The sequence below is a fragment of the Agrilactobacillus fermenti genome, assembly GCF_021030645.1.
Classification (GTDB): Bacteria; Bacillota; Bacilli; order Lactobacillales; family Lactobacillaceae; genus Agrilactobacillus; species Agrilactobacillus fermenti.
Genome location: NZ_JACGCJ010000036.1, coordinates 1 through 18,347, shown reverse-complemented (window position 1 = coordinate 18,347; position 18,347 = coordinate 1). Strand labels below are relative to the sequence as shown.

The following is an 18,347-nucleotide window of genomic DNA, read 5'->3' as shown; positions in this document are numbered from 1 at the left end:
TTGAAGTACCTACGAACCTCGGTTCGTGGGATTGAAAAGGTTACTACTGAAGCAGGAATTGCAATTATGGCAGCTAATCTGTTGAAATTGACCCTCAAAGTCAATGTTATTTTTAGAAAATCAATCGCTAAAAAAATAATCGTAGTTTTCAGATTCAATATCAGTCTGAAAACTACGATTATTTTATTTTGCGTGGCTTATGTCCCAGCCTCCATTATTTCACGAACGATTGTATTTTAAACGTGTTCCAAAAGGCAATTTTTGAAGTGTTAAAATTGAACGATCTTAGTACCATGAAGTTCAGAAACACCAAGCTGTGTCGCAACCTGTGTGGCATTTTGCCAAGTGATGCCACCGCCAGGTAAGATGGTAATCTGTTTATCTTGGGCATAAGTGATCAATTGTTTCAAATGGTCAATATTGGCACTAATTGGTGTGGTTAAATCGGGTGAGCCATGCGTTAAAATTCGGGTTACTTCATGATCCGCAAGCCAATCAATGGTTGATAGTTGTTCAGCAGCCGGGATTTGGTCAAAAGCCATGTGCATAACCACGTCCATACCATTAGCGGCACCAAGCAGCATTTCCATAGCCTCGGTATCTAACGTGTAATCCTGCATCAATGCGCCAAAGGCAACCCCATCGACACCAAAAGACTGAGCTGTAAACAAATCAGCTTCCATCATTTTAAGCTCTAAATCGTTGTAGACAAAGTTGCCACCTCGGGGGCGAATCATAGTGACTAGTGCAATATGTTTATCTTGAGTGTATTTGGCTGCTTCAGCCATGACACCATGGCTGACTGTTGTCCCACCAACTGCTAAATTATCATTTAGTTCGATACGCTGCGCACCATTTTGAATGGCTGCGGGGATATCAGTAAAATTTTCAACGGCAACTTCCTTGAGCATCAAATCGTTCCTTTCTTACTTACAGAATTGTGCGTAAGCCAAAATACAATACAACGATAGCACCGAGTATGATTCGATACCATCCAAATGCTTTGAAGTCATTTTTCTTAATATAATTTAACAAGAAACGAATGGATAGATAAGCGACAACGAAAGACACCACAACACCGACCAATAAAACGATCATTTGAGCGCTTGTAAAAACATTACCAGCTTTGAAAAACTTAAATAGTTTTAAAGCAGAAGCACCAACCATTGTTGGAATCGCTAAGAAAAATGAAAACTCTGTTGCTACGAAACGTGAAGCACCGACGACCATGCCGCCTAGGATTGTTGCACCTGATCTTGAAGTGCCGGGAACCAAAGATAGAACTTGGAATAAACCGATCAGAAAAGCTAATTTTAAGCTCATTTGATTTAGATTGGTTTCTTTGGCTGGCCGTGTTTTATTGTAATTTTCAATGATAATAAATAAAATACCATAGACAATCAAAGTTGTTGCAATAACTGGCCAAGTGGTCAAATGGTCGTCCATGAAGTCGTTTAGCAGGGGTCCAGCGATTAAACTAGGAATCATAGCAATAATGACTTTACCCCAGAGTGACCAGGTTTGTTGTTTTTCAATACTGTTCTTCTTAAAGGAGAACGGATTAAGTTTTTGAAAATAAATGACGACAACTGATAAAATAGCACCAAGCTGGATCACGACCATGAACATATTGATGAATGCTGTCGATTCATTCAAATGAATGAATTCATCAGCTAAATACAAGTGACCAGTAGAACTAATTGGTAGAAATTCGGTGATGCCTTCTATAATACCGAGGATGATAGCTTTAATAATGTTAAACAACAGATGTTCCTCCTGAAATAGGGCTATAAAATTTTAGTACGGGAATAAGTATACTGAATTTTTGAGATTTTGAAATGATTATGAAGGAATTAAAGCAAATTTTATAGATTTAAGTTAGAAGTGATGCATCAACTTTTAGTAATCTGAGACACAAAAAATAAAGCGGCGGACAATAATATTGCCTGACGCTTTATTTTTTGGAAATATTAAGCCTTTAAGAAGTTCACACACACGATTTCAGGGCAAGAAATATCTTTTTCTAATAAAGTTAAGAAACCAGAATCAGGATTTCGTGTATATAAAGTTAAATTATCAGAATTCTGGTTGGCCGCTAAGATAAATTTTTGACTGGGATCTAAATTAAAGTCGCGCGGGAAGTCACCTTCTGTACTGATCCGTTGAATCAAGTCGATGTGGCGACCATCAGCTGTGATATTAAAAACGGTAATAGAATTATGACCGCGATTTGAAGCATAGAGGAACTTACCGTCAGCACTAATTCTGATCGCCGCACTGCCATTGTGAGCTGTAAAATTGTCGGGAATTGTAGACTCTGTTTGGATCGGGGTCAAAGCACCGGTTTGGACATTATAATCTAACACGGTTACTTGGCTAGAAAGTTCGCCTAAGAGATAAACCACAGACTGGTTCGGATTAAAAACCACGTGACGCGGGCCAAATCCCGGTTGTGTTTGATAAGTGGCAATCGGTTTAAAGTGATCAGCTTCAAAGTCATAAACACTGACTTGATCGATACCTAAATCGCACACAATCAAGCGTTGATCTGGCGTTAAGTTAATATAGTGGACGTGAGCACTGTCTTGTTCAGGTTTGGGGCCACTACCGTGATGTTTTAAGGTGTCTAGTAAGGCTAATTGGCCGTCTGGTGCAATACGATAGGCATTAGCTAAACCTTTGTGATAATTGGCATCAAACAATAACTGGCGGTTTGGATCATAAGCGATATAAGCTGGTGAAGCACCAGGTTGTAAAACCTTACTGATCAGTTTTGGCTGCGCCCCGCTTAAATCATAAGCAGCGACACCTCCTTGATCACCTTCCGTCATAATCGTGAACAGACGCTGGTTCTTTTCGTCCACGGTAAAATAAGTTGGGCCCCCAATTTCAATATATGGCGTAATGTCATGCAGCTGATTATTCTCGAGTTGTCCCTGATAAATGCCCTTACCAGTGCGCCGGGTATATCCTCCTAAAAGTACAGTTTCTTTCACGAAAAACGCCTCCTTATCTTCATAAATTATACCATAGCATCTTGGCGCTAATTGCATCAAATAAGACGAGCTATGATACAATTGAAACATGAATGTAAGTAAAGGAGTACTCAATATGCAAGTAAAGGCGATTATTAAGAAAATTGGTGCAAAAGCTATCTCTGTAAAAGATCCGATGGTTATTTTGTTTGGTGAAGAGGCAACTGATGTTATTGAAAATGTTTCCGTGGTGCAAAAATTTATAGATAAAAAACAACAAGTTGATTTAAACCCACAAGTGGGCGATACCATTGAAATCGATGGTCAGACATTTAAGATTGAAAAGGTTGGCCAGTTAGTTCAAGATAATCTATCAACAATTGGACACGTTACCTTAATTTTCAAACATCCTAGTGATGAGGATCAGATGCAAAATGCTATCTATTTAGCCAATCAAAACAATACATTTCCTAAGTTTACAGTAGGGGCAGAAATTTTATATAACAACTAATGTCATTAAGCTGGCGCCGACTTTTAGAGACATTAGGGTAGATATATTGGAAAGAAAGGAAGCTCATGATTGAAAATAAACCAAAGCGGTCCATTTTTTTTAAGTGGATTCTAAATAATAAATTCACAGTTTTTTTGTTAAATATTTTGATCATTTTATTGATCATTTTATTATTCACCAAGGTTAGATTCGTATTTGCACCAGTAGGGAAGTTCTTGAATGTTGTTGCACCGCCTATTTTTTTAGCTGCCGTTTTTTATTATCTAATGGAACCTTTAGTGGCGTTATTGGAAAGAAAATGGCATTGGAAGCGGATGGTATCTATTACGATCCTATTTATTTTATTAGTAGGTTTGTTGGCTCTGGGCATTAGCTTATTGATTCCTTATATTCAAAAGCAGACACAATCACTCGTCGCCAATTGGCCGCAGTACTGGCAAGCTGTTCAGGACTGGTTAAAAAATATTTCTGGGCAGCCAAGTTTCCGGCCAATTAAGGATCAGCTCAATGCTTCGACAGATACAATTACCAAAAGTATCGGCAGCTGGTTTCAGAAAAATTTTGTCAGCACCTTTTCAAATATTGGCTCGGCAGTGGGGACAGTAACAACAATTATCGTCAATGTGATTACCGCACCCTTTATTCTGTTCTTTATGTTAAAGGATGGCGGAAAATTTAAAACAGGGCTTGTCAAACTGGTTCCGACACGGCTGCGGCCTTCAACGCAAACAACTTTGACAGAAATCAATAATTCCATTAGCTCTTATATCCGTGGTCAATTAACAGTGGCATTTTGGGTAATGGTCATGTTTTCCGTTGGCTATTTGATCGTTGGTCAGAAATATGCCTTTCCTTTGGGTATTTTAGCGGGTATCTTGAACTTAGTACCTTACGTGGGATCATTCTTAGCTATTTTGCCTTCTTTGGTAATTGCTGGCTTTACATCTGTGTCCATGTTGATCAAAGTCTTGATCGTATTTTTGATCGAACAAACGATCGAAGGTCGAGTGATTTCACCTTTAGTGATGGGGAGCAAGTTAGAGATGCATCCGGTAACGACGATTTTGGTATTACTGACTGCAGGCAACTTATTTGGTTTTCTAGGCGTTGTTTTGGGTATTCCTGGGTATGCTGTGATCAAAATTATCATTGTTAAGTTATGGCGCTGGTTTACGCGCAATTCTGAATTGTATGATTCAAAAGCAGCCGAAACGCAAAATGATAATCGAATGAATACTTCAGAATCAAGCGAATCTTAATTTTATTAAGTAAAATTCATGTCGGTTTTATCGGTATGAATAGTCGATACAAACAAAAAAGTGGCTGGGACAAAACTAACGTTTTGTTTACAGCCACTATGTGTTTACGAACAATTCAATTTTAAACGTGTTCCAAAAGACAACACCCTTACCTAAACAAGAATGGCTCAAATGGTGGACTTGCCATTTTTCGCCATTCTTGTTTAGGTAAGGGTGCTGAGCGCCTTTTGTCTTACTCTCTTCCTACGATTAGTCAAGTGTTAATTTCAACTAAATGATCTGTCAATGAATCAATATCTGTTTGTGTAGAGTTCCTGTCACTTAAGCATCTCTTTACCCCCATGGGGGTAAAAAATTAGGGTAACTCAAATACACCGCGATCAGTTGTTTTTTTAGATCCATATCGTGGTATACTTTATTTTATAAGGCGTTAGGCCTTATTGGGCTTCGAGCCCGTGATATGACTTATAGTCATATGTTTGGTGACTTTTAATCATGACAAACAGACATTTGACCAGTTTATTCATGCAAGCCACCGTTGCGACCTTATCCAGTTTTGGATGAGGTCCTTTTTTTCGTAAGCGATAATAAAAGTCGACAATATGATTGGGCACCTTGGTCAAGCCATGGACTCGACGCATATTGGCCACTGTTAAACAAAATAAGTTGCGAGCGTAAGGATCGCCACGTTTATTGATATGATCAATCGCTCGGTAAGTACCAGATTGGTATTGTCTTAAGTCGATGCCGATTAGATCGGTCATCGAACAACATCTTCTTTCTTGTGATTAGAACACTAGCTAATTCTGGATCTCATTTCCGATACCCGAGCTCGAAGCGCCACAAACTTAAAATTGATTAACAGAAGATAGCAGTGAAAGCCAGTTTTTTTTACGGGCTTGAAGCCCCAATGAGTGAACGGTATTTTTATAATTAATCAAAAAAAGATCTGTTGACCGAAGTAAGAATATACTTCATCAACAGATCTAATCTTAGTATGTTTTTTTATAGATATTGGGACAAATTTACCAACTAGCTTTTTTGACACCAGGAATTTGGCCCTTGTGAGCCAATTGCCGAAAGTTTAAACGAGACATGCCAAACTTACGCATGTAAGCATGGGGCCGACCGTCAAGTTGATCACGGTGATGGATGCGAACTGGCGAAGCGTTGCGTGGTAATTTTTGCAGACCAGCGTAATCACCTTTTGCTTTTAATTCTTCGCGAATCTCTGCATATTTTGCAACTGTTGCTTCGATTTTCTTCTCTTTTGCAATCTTAGATTTTTTTGCCATAAACCTTTCACCTCATTTGTTAGTTTAGCTGATGCAGTGTTTGTTATTTGTTCGTTAAATTCGTTAGCAAGCAAAGTCAACTACTACTATAACACAAATGAGTTACTTTTGAAAAGTAAGTGACTACATCGTGTCGCCATTAAAAATTGAATTTTTAACGATGACATAATCAACTGTCTTTAGCGAAGCTAGGTCACGGCCGCCGGCATAAGAAATAGATGATTGCAGGTCTTCATGCATTTCAGTCAAAGTATCAGCAATAGATCCTTTATATGGAATTAGCATTTTTTTGCCTTCTACATTATGATGAGATCCTTTTTGATATTGAGATGCAGAACCGTAATATTCTTTATATACCTTACCATCTTGTTCAATTGTCTTGCCAGGTGTCTCTTCATGGCCAGCAAATAGGGAGCCGATCATAACCATTGAAGCACCAAAACGTATAGATTTTGCAATATCACCGTGGGTACGCACACCACCATCGGCAATGATTGGTTTGCGGGCAGCTTTAGCACACCAGCGTAGAGCTGCTAACTGCCAACCACCAGTACCAAAACCAGTTTTGATTTTAGTGATGCAGACCTTGCCAGGGCCAATACCAACTTTTGTGGCGTCAGCGCCAGCATTTTCTAATTCGCGGACGCCTTCAGGTGTACCAACATTACCAGCAATCACAAAAGCTTGGGGCAAATAATGTTTGATATGTTGAATCATATCGATCACGGTTTGAGAATGACCATGCGCAATATCAATCGTAATGTATTCAGGAACTTCACCTTCAGCGGCTAAAGCTTCAATGAAATTATATTCATCGTCTTTAACACCAACGCTGATAGAGGCATAAAGGTTTTTTTGATGCATATTTTTTACAAAATCTAGGCGTGTTTCCGGTTCAAAGCGGTGCATAATGTAAAAGTAGCCATTGCGAGCTAACCATTCGGCCAGCGGGGCGTCAATAATCGTTTGCATGTTTGCCGGTACGACTGGAATCTTAAAAGTACGATCGCCAAATGTAACGGTAGTGTCTGCTTCTGAACGACTTTTAATAATGCACTTATTAGGAATCAATTGAATATCTTCATAGTCAAAAACTTGTAATTCATTAATCATAATTGATTTCGCTCCTATTCACTAAAACCGAATAATAAAAAATACAAGGCTTATTTATGAGCCTTGTATAATTTAACTAATACATTAATAAAAGTCAAGGAATAAAGCGAAATATTCGCAAAAAAATGAATTTGCGAACAAAGAATACTTAAATATATATAATACATCTTAATTCATGAACTATCGGCCACAATTTGAATGACTAATTCGTATTTATTATAAGCGAACATTACTAGTGCTTATGCGTCAAAATGATCCACGAAAATTACGAATCAAGGTAAAATTCGCAAATGCTCATGAATTTCAATACTATCCTTAATTGATTGAACAACTGTACAAGTACGCGTCGTCATTGCTAAGATACGCTGTAATTTTTCTTCATCTGCCTGAGCATTAGTGACTGTGATCGTTAGGTCCATTTGACGGACTTGGTTTGGTAAATGGTCGTCTTGAATCATCGTGCTATCAATACTTAAGTCATCGAAGGCAATTTTAGAGTTATTTAAGATGATTCTAAAAGTACCTAATGAGCAAGCTGCCGCAGCCGTTTGCAATAATTTGACGGGCGAAATCTCACCTTGGTCGTGGCCAATGTGTAGAATTTGACCCTTATTTTCCATGACCATGCCATTTTCATTTAAATGTACCGTTAAATGTTTTTCCATTATGAAAACCTCCTCAAAAGCGAATGGTTACTTGAAATAACGTTTCTGCCAAAAGCGAAAAGCTAGTACTAACGAAATAACTAGGGAAATAATGATCGTGATGATCCAGCTAGCATGGGATCTAGCTAGGGGCAAGTCGACATTCATGCCATAGAATGAAAAAACTAATGTGGGAATTGTCAAAATAATGGAATAAGTCGTTAGAAATTTCATAACTTGGTTCATATTATTGTTGATAATCGAAGAATACGTATCTGTGGTTTCATTAATGATTGAATTGGATATCTGTGCCATTTCTACTGCCTGTTGATTTTCAATGATAATGTCATCTAAATAATCGTAATTAACCTCACTTAGGTGAAAAGTAGGGGCCCGACGTAAGTTTTCAAGAACGTTTCGGTCGGTTCGCAGCGAAAGTAAAAAATAGACCAAACCCCGCTGAACGCCCATCAAACTATATAATTGATCATTTTGTAAAGAATCTTGCAGCCTATTTTCTACTTGTTCTCGAACGCGATTCATGTCCTTTAAGTAGCGTTGATAATTTGAAATGACATGACTAATGATCTGCAAACTAGCTTTATTGGGATTTTTGATATCCAACGGGCGGCGATTATCAGAAAAAGAGTCTAGAAATGGTTTTCGGGTAATACTGATGGTAATGAGATAGTCTTGTTTGATGATAATACCAACTGGCGTGGTGCGGTAAGTGAATTTATGCTCTTTCTGTCGTTTGATTTGTGGTACGTCAAAGATGATCAGCGTGGTATGATAATCTTCATCGTATTCCGTGCGCGCGCTCTCATCTCTATCTAAACTATAATAAATATAATCCATGGGGACATTGGTTTTTTGCTGGATCTCTTTAATTTCTTCCGGCGTGGGGTCAATGGCATTCAGCCACATGCCCTTTTTGATTTTAGATTGTTTGACTAGTTGGTTCTTGCTATCATAATCATAGGTGATCAGCATGATTCTTCTCCCTTACTTGTTCCATGATATACACAAAGTAGTTTAACATAACGCTTATAAAGGGGCTAACAACTTGAAAAAAAATATAATGGCGCACCAATTTATACAACGTCATTTAGCTCAATTGCGTTGTCCGTTTTGTGAACAACCATTTACAACGGTTGAAGCGGCAACTTTGAAATGTCCGAATCAGCACAGTTTTAATATTTCAAAAAAGGGTAGTTTATTTTTCCTGCGGGCGCCGGTAACGACTGAATATGATACTGATATGCTGCAACACCGACGAACTGTAATTCATCATGGTTTGTTCGCACCCGTCATAGAACAGCTTAGCCAGCAACTTTATGGGCAGATGGTGATTGATGCCGGTTGCGGGGAAGGCAGTCAAATCAAAGCAATTGCGGCACAGCATTCGGGGCATTATTTTGCTTTTGATATTTCTAAACCTGCGATTGAGTTAGCAACTTCGGGAACTGATAGCCGTCAGGATTGTTTATTCTTTGTGGGTGACTTAGCACATATGCCCTTTGCAGATCACCAATTTTCGGATGTGATCAACTTTTTATCACCAGCAAATTATCAGGAATTTCAGCGTGTATTGCAAAAACATGGTCAGATTTTGAAAATAATGCCTAATGCCCGTTATTTACAGGAACTGCGGCAGCTAGTGTATCCGACTGGACCCAACGCAATTTATGACCCGGCGCCGGTTCAAAATCATTTTAAAGCGCAATATCCGCAAGCTAATTTTCAGAAAATTGAATATCAATGGCCGGTACCGGCAGCGATGCGCCCTCACTTGTTTGCAATGACGCCGCTAACGTGGGTACGGCGGCACGACTTTAATCAAATTCAATTAGATCAATTGACAACCGTAACCGTTGATTTAACTTTGGCTATTGTAAAATTGTGAAAAAAAGGTAAATTTTTATTGAAAAAAATAACAAGCAGTGATATATTAATTTCAAGGTTTTTTTCACAGGCTTTTCTCAGAAGTTATTTTGATAAAAGGTTATGATCAAAAATCTTACTAACGTAACGTTTTGCTGTGGCCTATCACCGAAACGATGCGTTTTTTTTATGCTTTTTTTAATTGATCACTTCAATTGAATGGAACAAGGAGTACATATTTATGACGAATCATATTGCTTTATTTGAACCATTAATGCCCTCTAATACTGGTAATATTGCTCGAACTTGTGCGGCAACAGATACTGTTCTTGACCTAATTTATCCTTTGGGGTTTCGGACGGATGACAAGTCATTAAAACGGGCTGGATTGGATTATTGGGATAATGTGAATATTCACTATCATGACGACTTAGACGCTTTTTTAGCAACGATTCCTGATAAACAGTTTTTATATTTGATCACTAAGTTCTCGGATCAAGTTTATACAGATCCAGATTATAGTGACATAACTAAAGATCACTATTTTTTATTTGGTAAGGAGACAACTGGGCTGCCGGAGCCATTTATGCGTGCAAATCCAGATAAGGCCTTACGTATCCCAATGACAGATAAGGTACGGGCACTAAATTTGTCTAATAGTGCCGCAATCGTCATTTTTGAAGCTCTACGGCAGCAAAATTTTGCTGGCTTAGAAAAAAGTCATCGCTATCCACACGATAAGTTAAAATAATAAGGGACTATGTGCGGACGTTAAAGTCTAGATGCAACGATGCCTGTCTACGCAGCACAATAAAAGCATTAAAATACTTTTTTAAGGATAGTTGTCAAAAAATGATTTTAGTAAAATTATTGGATTTGTTTTAAATATAGCTTTTCACTTAAAAAATTCTTAAAAAGTAGTTGTCAGCTTAGCCAATTATTGCTTTAATTGAACTTAGTAAAGGGGAGTTCAACATGAAAAGTAACAAATTTCCCATCACTGTGAAGAGTTTTCACTTTGATATGTTGGAAAATGCTGGCGCACAAGGAAATCAAGATATTCAGATCTCCGTTCGAGATGTTGTTCCCGAAGGAGAAGCTGAGAAAGAGACGAAACAGGGGAACTTTTTTGAAATCAATGTTCCTTTTGATATCACACCGCCTGGGGAGGCTTTTCACGTTTCTGGTACAATCAGCCGTTATCTACAAGTCATTGATTTTCACGGCCATGCTAGTGAACTACCACCGGAAGAGTTAGAAAAATTTTCACGACCATTAGTTGAGTACGTTGAAACTTTAACTTATTCTGTCACATCAGTGGCGCTAAACCGTGGCGTACAGTTAAACTTTCATGCTCAGTCTACAGATGATGATTCCTGACGGCCACAATGGTTCGTTGATATAATTATAATCAGAAGTGTGTTCATATATTTTAATGTGTCGCTTATGTTATGCACATGAGATAAAAGACACTTAACGCTTGGGCCTTAACAAGAATCATGGGCAGTGGTAGCTGTTTTCATTTAAGCAACGTGTTGTTAGGTGATATCATTGTTTCTTGGGATACATTTAAAAATAGAAATATGCATAAAATCATGAGGGTGGCTGGGACAAAACTAACGTTTTGTTTTTAGCCACTATTTGTTTGTGAATCATTAAATTTTAAACATGTGCCAGAGGGCAACACATGAATAAAGTAACAGCTCTCTAAACTTTTCGTAATTTTGGCTTTAAAGTCTGTTATTTCAAATCTTTTTTTGTTACATTCGATATAAATATAGTATTGGAGCGGTTTTAATTGGCTCAAGCAAGGAAAACATCCCGGAGAAAAACAACAAAACGCAATACTAAAAAGACGGTTGATCTATCTAACAACTTGATTGGCTTTATTTTGTTATTGATCGCTATTTTCGCATTTTTTAAATTAGGTGCCGTTGGTAGTTTATTTGCCAACTCGCTCAGATTTATCGGGGGTAGTCTGTATCAAATCTTAACAATTGTGTTGGGGTTCTATGGTGGCTGTTTACTGTTAAAAGGCAAGAATCCTACGATCAAACCACATTATGTGGTAGGCAGCAGTCTAATTTTTGTGGGTGTTTTGTTAGGTCTAGATGCCTATACCTTTAATCAGCTGAACATTCATACGAATTTTTTGGCGGCGCGATTATTAAATCTGAGTGCTGATTTTAGCCGCTTTGCAGTTACTGAAAATGTCGGTGGCGGTATGTTAGGCGCCTTACTTTACACGTTAAGTTATCCTTTATTTTCACAAATTGGGACATATTTGATTGCCGGATTGATCATTTTTAGTGGCGTCATTGTTGTTTTTTCAATTCCCTTAACAAGTATTGTGGCAATTTTACGGCGAATTGCCACCGGTGTGGGTGCCAGCGCACAACACGTGATAGCTGTGATCCAAAACTTTATTCAGGATAGGCAGCACCAACGTCGGCCGAAAAAAGCACCAACAAAATCGAGGACTAAAGTACCAGCCCCAATAGCTACCGATGAACAAGTACCGACGTCAGTTACCGATCCTAAAACACCCACTGAATCTTTTCAAATTCATGGACCAGAACCGCAAACACCAGTGGCACCAGTAAAACAGGCGAATACAGAGAAAACAACGCCAGTACCAACCTTTGCAGCACCGGCGAATAATTCAGACTACCAATTACCAAGTGTGGATCTGTTGACTGAGATGGGGCAGACGGATCAAAGCAAAGAATATCGTTCAATTGAGAAAAATCGGGGTAAATTGAAAGAAACATTAGCTTCCTTTGGCGTTGAAGTTAGTGTTAAAAGTGCTAGTCTAGGGCCATCGATCACTAAATACGAGGTTCAGCCAGCCGTAGGGGTCAAAGTTAGCAAAATTGTCAATTTAGCAGACGACTTAGCTATGGCGCTAGCTGCTAAAGATATTAGAATTGAAGCGCCTATTCCAGGGAAACCTTATGTTGGTATTGAAGTGCCTAATCAGCAAGTGGCAACTGTGTCGTTTCGTGATGTGGTGGCACAACAACCACAACATCCTGATAAAATTTTGGAAGTACCGCTGGGTAAAGATGTTACTGGTCAGATTATCTCTGCCGATTTGACGAAAATGCCGCATTTACTAATTGCTGGGTCTACTGGCAGCGGAAAATCAGTTGCGATCAACACGATCATCACCAGTATTTTAATGCGTGCAACGCCGCAGCAAGTTCGTTTGATGTTAGTGGATCCCAAAATGGTAGAGTTAAATGTGTATAATGGGGTTCCACATCTATTGATTCCGGTAGTTACTGATGCCAAACGAGCTGCTGGTGCCTTGAATAAGGCTGTTAAAGAAATGGAGCGTCGGTATCAATTATTTGCGGATAATGGCGTTCGAAATTTAACCGAGTTTAATCGCTTATCTAGCAAAAATGATGCGCTGGAGTTCTTACCATATATTGTTATTGTTGTAGATGAATTATCCGATTTGATGATGGTTGCTGGTAACGAAGTTGAAGGGGCTATTGTTCGACTAGCTCAGATGGCACGAGCTGCCGGGATACACATGATCATTGCAACTCAGCGACCTTCTGTGGATGTGATTACAGGATTGATCAAAGCTAATATTCCTTCTCGAATCGCTTTCGCTGTTTCGAGTGGGATTGATTCGCGCACAATTTTGGATACAGTTGGGGCTGAAAAATTATTAGGCCGTGGCGACATGTTGTTTTCACCGATTGGGACGAATAAACCCATTCGAGTTCAGGGGGCGTTCATTCCAGTCGAAGATGTGGAAGCCGTTGTTAAATATGTCTCTGAGCAACAAGCCGCTAATTATGATGAAGCAATGGTGCCCAGTGATGAGGATATTGCAGATCATTTAGATGAACCAGAAGACGAATATTATCAGCAGGCAGTGGATTTAGTCACCCAAGAACAAAAAGCGAGTGTGTCCATGCTGCAACGGCGCTTTCGTATTGGCTATAATCATGCCGCACGTTTAGTAGATGAGATGGAGGCACGCGGCATTGTAGGGCCTTCTGAAGGTAGTAAGCCGCGTAAAGTTTTACGCCCTAAAACAGAACCTAATCCGGATTGACTACCGCTTTTTGTCAGAAAACGTTTTTTTTGATATGATTTATTAGTTCTAAATAACTAAAGGCAGATGCCGTTTGGAGGCATTTTTATGATTGAACTCAAGCCAGGAATCTATTTACAAATTGATCCGACTAATAAGTTCAAAACGATTAATTTTACAATCAACTTTCTTGAAAAAGCAACAAAGAAAAATATCTCAAAGCGTGCGCTACTTGCACAAATTTTAGAGAATAGTAATGCAAAATATCAAACCCCAGATCAAATTGCTACTGAATTAGAGCAACTTTATGGTGCCGATTATTCATTTAGTCAATATTTGCAAGGAAATATTTCTGTTTTGAGCGTGAGCAGTATTTGTGCCGATCCTAAGTTCTTGCCAACGACTGCTGACATTTTTACTGATTTATTAGCAGATGTGCGCTTGGCACTGTTTCAACCCGCATTAGAAACAAGCGCTGACGCTTTTGATACGACAATTTTTCAAAGAGAGCAACAAAACTTAAGTCATCGCTTAGGGGCCTACCTTGATGATAAGCAATACGCAGCGATGCTGGCGACACGACAATTGTACTTTGGTGAAGATGCACCCCTAAGTAGTTCAAGCTTGGGGACACTTGCTGATCTCCAACAAATTACTGCAGATAACTTATATACTTACTATCGGCATATGCTGGCAGCCAATGAAATTGTGATCACGGTAACCGGTGATGTGACTGAAGCACAACTGAGGAAATTATTTGACTGGCCAGAATTGGTTGCTCGAAATCGCGAAAAGATTGCGTTATATTATGCGCAGCCTTTATTTCAAAAAGTCAAATCCATGCAACAGCAGGCTGATGTGGTTCAAAGCAAGTTGAATATGATGTTTCAAGCGCCCGTTCACTATTATCATGAGGGATATTTTGCCTTTTTATTAGCTAACACGATTTTTGGCGGGTCTGCCCAGTCATTGCTGTTTATGAATGTTCGTGAAAAGCAAAGTTTGGCCTACTATGCCAGCAGCAGCTTTGATGCTTTTACGGGGACAATTTTGGTACAGACTGGTATCGATTTAAAACAAAAACAAAAGGTGATTGATAGTATTACAGCTCAGTTATCAGCTTTAAGCACTGGGCAAGTTGCCCAGACTTTGGTTGATAATGCAAAAACACTACTGATCGATCAGTTTGCGATGCGGTCTGATGCACCATTTGGCCGTAATTTGCGTTATTTATTTCAGTTTTTAGAACCCAGAGTCATAATGGATTCTGAAACCTTTAAAACGAAAATTCAACAAGTTGATTTGGCTCAGATTCAAGCAGCGGCGGCACAATTTAAATTACAAGCAGTTTTTGCGCTTGAAGGAAGGCGGTCTGATGAAAACAATTAATTTTTCCGAGATTGGTGAACAGCTACATCAAATCGTGTTAGATAATGGGTTGCAGGTCAATATTTTGCCGAAACAAAATTATCATAAAACCTTCGCAATTTTGACAACAAATTATGGTTCAATTGATATTAACTTTGCACCAGTGGGCTCAGCTGAAGTAAAGCATTATCCGGCTGGCATAGCGCACTTTTTGGAACATAAAATGTTTGAAAAGGCTGACCATGATGCCTTTGATTTATTTGGTAAATACGGTGCGGATGCAAATGCATTTACGTCTTATACAAAGACGAGTTATTTGTTTTCTAGTACAGATTATGTCCATGAAAATTTGGATATTTTGTTGGATTTTGTTCAGGACCCCTATTTTTCTGAGGCATCAGTAGCTAAAGAAAAGGGTATTATTGCCCAGGAAATTAAAATGTATGATGACGACGCTGACTGGCGTGGGGAGATGGGCTTGATTGGCAACCTTTTTCCAAATCACCCCATACATTTGGATATTGCTGGAACCGTGCAATCGATTGATCAAATTACACCAGCAGCGCTTTATGAAGCATACCGCACATTTTATGTACCTAAGAATATGAATTTATTCATTGCTAGCCCATTAGATCCACAACAATTGGCGACGTGGATTCAGGAAAATCAAGCAACGAAGCATTTTGAAGCTAACAAACGGCCTAAAAGAGCAACGCTGAATGATCAAAGCCCTGAAGATATCATGATTTACCGTTTTGCGGAAATGCCAGTAAAACGTAGCAAAAGTTTTGTTGGTGTCAAGGGACCTGATGAATCAACTATTGATCGATCTGGTTTAGTTCGTAAAATCAAATTACAATTTTTATTACAAATGTTATTCGGGGTTTCCTCCCAAAACTTTGCTGAACTTTATCGTCAAGGAATTGTGGATGATAGCTTTGGATTTGAAGTTATGTATGAACGATCAGCAAATTTTGTGATGCTCTATGGCGATGCTGAAGATCCAGGTAAGTTTTCAGATACAATTTTAAATTTGTTGGAAACAGCTAAGGATAGCCCTGATTTGACGGCTGAACATCTACAACGGCTGAAACAAAAGAGAATTGGTGAACTGCTATTCAGCTTTAATTCTTTAGAAAGTATTGCTAATTTATATAACAACAATAATTTTAACGAGGCAACGATTTTTGATGTTTGGCAAATTATCAATGACCTGACGATCACTGACTTACAGGATTTGGCTGCGGCTTACTTTTTACATGATAATACGAGTGTATTCCACGTCGTCCCTAAGCAAACTGAAAATGAAAAATAATATTTAAAATATTGGGGTTTTCTGTAAACAATAATTTAGCTATGTTATACTCGACTTGATAATATTTTAGTAGGTGAATTTAATGAATGAGCTCGGACAAAAGTTGCGCCAGGCACGGATCGATAAAGGATACACAATTGATGATCTTCAACAAATAACCAAAATTCAGAAACGCTATTTATTAGCAATCGAAGAAGGCAAGTTTGATCAATTACCTGGGAAATTTTATGTCAATGCTTTTATCAAACAGTATGCCCAGACGGTCGGCTTGGATGGGCAAGCGTTACTGCAAGAATATCAGCAACATGATCAGGTAACTGAATCAACTCCAGAAACAACTGATACAGCGGACGAAGTAAAATCGAAGGAAGCCACTGCTTCAGAGGCTAAAAATCAACGAACGTTAACTGAAAGTACCGCACCCCGTTTTGAACGTATTCGGGCTTATTTACCCCAGATTATTATTATTGCGGTGGTAATTATTTTGATTGTCGGTATTTATGCGATTGCCTTGAGTCATCGGCACTCGAACAGTGATCAACAAGCGGTAGAATCTCGTTCGTCAGTTAAAGTCACTGACGAACGCAGTAGTTCCAAGAAAGCGGCCAGCGCCTCATCGAAACGCTCAGCGTCTGTTTCAAGTAAGCAAGCAAGCTTAGCTGCAAAACAAAATAGCCGCAAGGCAAAACAGGCAACAACGGATTTAAAAGTAACTTCAGGTACCAAAACAGCTAATGGGCAGACCTTCGAATTAAGTAATTATCCGTCTGCAAACAACACATTGACGCTTAGTACTAAGAGCGCCACAGCTTGGATCACAGTGGTTGCGAATGGCAGTACACAATGGCAGGGTAGTGTTTCTAGCCAGCGGGCTCAAAGCGTCAGTCTGCCTAATGGTATTACATCTTTTGTTGTAACGACTGGTAATGCACCAGTAACTGAGTTAAAGGTAAATGACACTACGGTCAAGCTGCCAACAACAGCCACGGTCGTTCAAAATTATACCTTTAGGATCGCTGGCCAGACTGGTACAAACGCAGCAACTACAAATCAAAACACAACACAAAGTACGACGGCGCAATCAACCACAGGAACGGCAACAACAGGGGCCACTACTAATCGGACTAACGCAACCACCAACCAATAACAATTAATTAGGAGCACTTGAAATGAATTTACCGAATAAACTGACTGTTTTTCGTATTATTTTGATTCCTGTGTTTATTTTACTTTTAGCATTACCATTAAATTGGGGGCAACTTACTGGCTTAGGAACTACGATCCCAACCAGGCATTTGGCTGCAGCTATTGTCTTTATTGTCGCCTCCTTGACTGATCTATTGGACGGTAAGATTGCTCGAGCACAGCACTTAGTAACCAACTTTGGTAAATTTGCTGATCCTCTAGCTGACAAGATGATCGTAATGACCGCTTTTATTTTTTTGGTTGCTTTGAAATTGGCACCTGCATGGGTCGTGTCGATTATTGTTTGTCGAGAGTTAGCAGTGACAGGCTTGCGATTATTGATTGTTGAACAGAACGGTCAAGTAATGGCTGCTGCTATGCCAGGTAAAATTAAAACGACAACACAAATGTTGGCAATTATCTTTTTGCTGTTGCATGATGTTTTTTTTGCAATGATCCATATTCCTTTTGGTGCAATTATGCTATACATTTGTTTATTCTTTACGATATATTCTGGTGCAGATTATTTCATTCAAAATCGGCATGTTTTTTCTGATTCATCAAAAGAATAGTAATATTCAAGTGGGTTTGAGACAAATGAAAATTTGTGACGAACCCTTTTTTTAGTGTCTTTAGACCTAGTTGAGTACCATAAGGTACGAAACAGTAAACCACCCGCTATGCGGGTGGGTGTTCAATTGCTATGCAAAAAAGCCCTCTTTTCAGATAGAATATTGGATGTTC

19 protein-coding genes are annotated in these 18,347 nt (G+C 38.9%); 11 read left to right on the top strand and 8 right to left on the bottom strand.

Features of this window, described 5'->3' with window-relative positions; all coding sequences use genetic code 11:
* Window positions 1–240: hypothetical protein (locus tag FHQ08_RS11310; protein WP_407929216.1), on the top strand; the 240-nt coding region annotated here is incomplete at its 5' end.
* A gap of 29 nt (window positions 241–269) precedes the next feature.
* On the opposite strand, the gene FHQ08_RS11305 is transcribed toward FHQ08_RS11310, so the two are convergent.
* The 3 genes from FHQ08_RS11305 to FHQ08_RS11295 all read right to left on the bottom strand — a co-directional run bounded on the left by FHQ08_RS11305 (window position 270) and on the right by FHQ08_RS11295 (window position 2,996).
* Window positions 270–911 carry a copper homeostasis protein CutC gene (locus tag FHQ08_RS11305; protein WP_230914497.1) on the bottom strand — a complete coding sequence of 214 codons (642 nt, stop codon included), beginning with the start codon at window positions 909–911 and terminating at the stop codon, window positions 270–272.
* Window positions 912–930: 19 nt separating this feature from the next.
* Window positions 931–1,764: an undecaprenyl-diphosphate phosphatase gene (locus FHQ08_RS11300; protein ID WP_230914496.1), complete on the bottom strand. Its 834-nt coding sequence runs from the start codon at window positions 1,762–1,764 to the stop codon at window positions 931–933.
* A gap of 206 nt (window positions 1,765–1,970) precedes the next feature.
* Window positions 1,971–2,996: a lactonase family protein gene (locus tag FHQ08_RS11295; RefSeq protein WP_230914495.1), complete on the bottom strand. Its 1,026-nt coding sequence runs from the start codon at window positions 2,994–2,996 to the stop codon at window positions 1,971–1,973.
* A gap of 115 nt (window positions 2,997–3,111) precedes the next feature.
* Between FHQ08_RS11295 and FHQ08_RS11290 the strand changes: the two genes are divergently transcribed.
* Complete coding sequence (locus tag FHQ08_RS11290) at window positions 3,112–3,486, top strand: PTS glucitol/sorbitol transporter subunit IIA (protein ID WP_230914494.1); 375 nt, start codon at window positions 3,112–3,114, stop codon at window positions 3,484–3,486.
* Between the two features lie 65 nt (window positions 3,487–3,551).
* Entirely contained in the window at window positions 3,552–4,745 is a 1,194-nt protein-coding gene (locus tag FHQ08_RS11285) for an AI-2E family transporter (RefSeq protein WP_230914493.1), read from the top strand.
* A gap of 437 nt (window positions 4,746–5,182) precedes the next feature.
* On the opposite strand, the gene FHQ08_RS11280 is transcribed toward FHQ08_RS11285, so the two are convergent.
* The 5 genes from FHQ08_RS11280 to FHQ08_RS11260 all read right to left on the bottom strand — a co-directional run bounded on the left by FHQ08_RS11280 (window position 5,183) and on the right by FHQ08_RS11260 (window position 8,790).
* On the bottom strand, window positions 5,183–5,509 hold the full coding sequence (locus tag FHQ08_RS11280; RefSeq protein WP_230914492.1) for a transposase: 327 nt from the start codon (window positions 5,507–5,509) through the stop codon (window positions 5,183–5,185).
* 261 nt (window positions 5,510–5,770) lie between these two features.
* A complete protein-coding gene (gene rpsN / locus FHQ08_RS11275) occupies window positions 5,771–6,040 on the bottom strand; it encodes a 30S ribosomal protein S14 (RefSeq protein ID WP_230914491.1) in 270 nt (89 codons plus the stop codon).
* 123 nt (window positions 6,041–6,163) lie between these two features.
* The gene (locus FHQ08_RS11270) at window positions 6,164–7,153 is read right to left on the bottom strand and encodes a GMP reductase (protein ID WP_230914490.1); all 990 of its coding nucleotides are present in this window, start codon (window positions 7,151–7,153) and stop codon (window positions 6,164–6,166) included.
* A 272-nt stretch (window positions 7,154–7,425) separates the two neighbouring features.
* Window positions 7,426–7,818 (bottom strand): OsmC family protein, encoded by a 393-nt coding sequence (locus FHQ08_RS11265; RefSeq protein ID WP_230914489.1) that lies wholly within the window; start codon window positions 7,816–7,818, stop codon window positions 7,426–7,428.
* Between the two features lie 27 nt (window positions 7,819–7,845).
* The gene (locus tag FHQ08_RS11260) at window positions 7,846–8,790 is read right to left on the bottom strand and encodes a magnesium transporter CorA family protein (protein WP_230914488.1); all 945 of its coding nucleotides are present in this window, start codon (window positions 8,788–8,790) and stop codon (window positions 7,846–7,848) included.
* Window positions 8,791–8,863: 73 nt separating this feature from the next.
* Between FHQ08_RS11260 and FHQ08_RS11255 the strand changes: the two genes are divergently transcribed.
* The 8 genes from FHQ08_RS11255 to pgsA all read left to right on the top strand — a co-directional run bounded on the left by FHQ08_RS11255 (window position 8,864) and on the right by pgsA (window position 18,175).
* A complete protein-coding gene (locus FHQ08_RS11255) occupies window positions 8,864–9,703 on the top strand; it encodes a methyltransferase domain-containing protein (protein ID WP_230914487.1) in 840 nt (279 codons plus the stop codon).
* 219 nt (window positions 9,704–9,922) lie between these two features.
* Entirely contained in the window at window positions 9,923–10,432 is a 510-nt protein-coding gene (locus tag FHQ08_RS11250; protein ID WP_230914486.1) for a tRNA (cytidine(34)-2'-O)-methyltransferase, read from the top strand.
* 224 nt (window positions 10,433–10,656) lie between these two features.
* Window positions 10,657–11,061, top strand: coding sequence for a DUF1149 family protein (locus tag FHQ08_RS11245; protein WP_230914485.1), 405 nt, complete (start codon window positions 10,657–10,659; stop codon window positions 11,059–11,061).
* Window positions 11,062–11,479: 418 nt separating this feature from the next.
* Window positions 11,480–13,756, top strand: a complete 2,277-nt coding sequence (locus FHQ08_RS11240) for an FtsK/SpoIIIE family DNA translocase (RefSeq protein ID WP_230914484.1) — start codon at window positions 11,480–11,482, stop codon at window positions 13,754–13,756.
* Between the two features lie 87 nt (window positions 13,757–13,843).
* Window positions 13,844–15,124, top strand: coding sequence for an EF-P 5-aminopentanol modification-associated protein YfmF (yfmF, locus tag FHQ08_RS11235; protein WP_230914483.1), 1,281 nt, complete (start codon window positions 13,844–13,846; stop codon window positions 15,122–15,124).
* Window positions 15,111–16,418, top strand: a complete 1,308-nt coding sequence (yfmH, locus tag FHQ08_RS11230) for an EF-P 5-aminopentanol modification-associated protein YfmH (RefSeq protein WP_230914482.1) — start codon at window positions 15,111–15,113, stop codon at window positions 16,416–16,418. Before yfmF ends, yfmH begins: the two co-directional genes overlap by 14 nt.
* 82 nt (window positions 16,419–16,500) lie before the next feature.
* Window positions 16,501–17,565 carry a helix-turn-helix domain-containing protein gene (locus FHQ08_RS11225; protein ID WP_230914481.1) on the top strand — a complete coding sequence of 355 codons (1,065 nt, stop codon included), beginning with the start codon at window positions 16,501–16,503 and terminating at the stop codon, window positions 17,563–17,565.
* Window positions 17,566–17,587: 22 nt separating this feature from the next.
* Window positions 17,588–18,175 (top strand): CDP-diacylglycerol--glycerol-3-phosphate 3-phosphatidyltransferase, encoded by a 588-nt coding sequence (pgsA, locus tag FHQ08_RS11220; protein WP_230914480.1) that lies wholly within the window; start codon window positions 17,588–17,590, stop codon window positions 18,173–18,175.
* The last annotated feature ends 172 nt before the right edge of the window (window positions 18,176–18,347 follow it).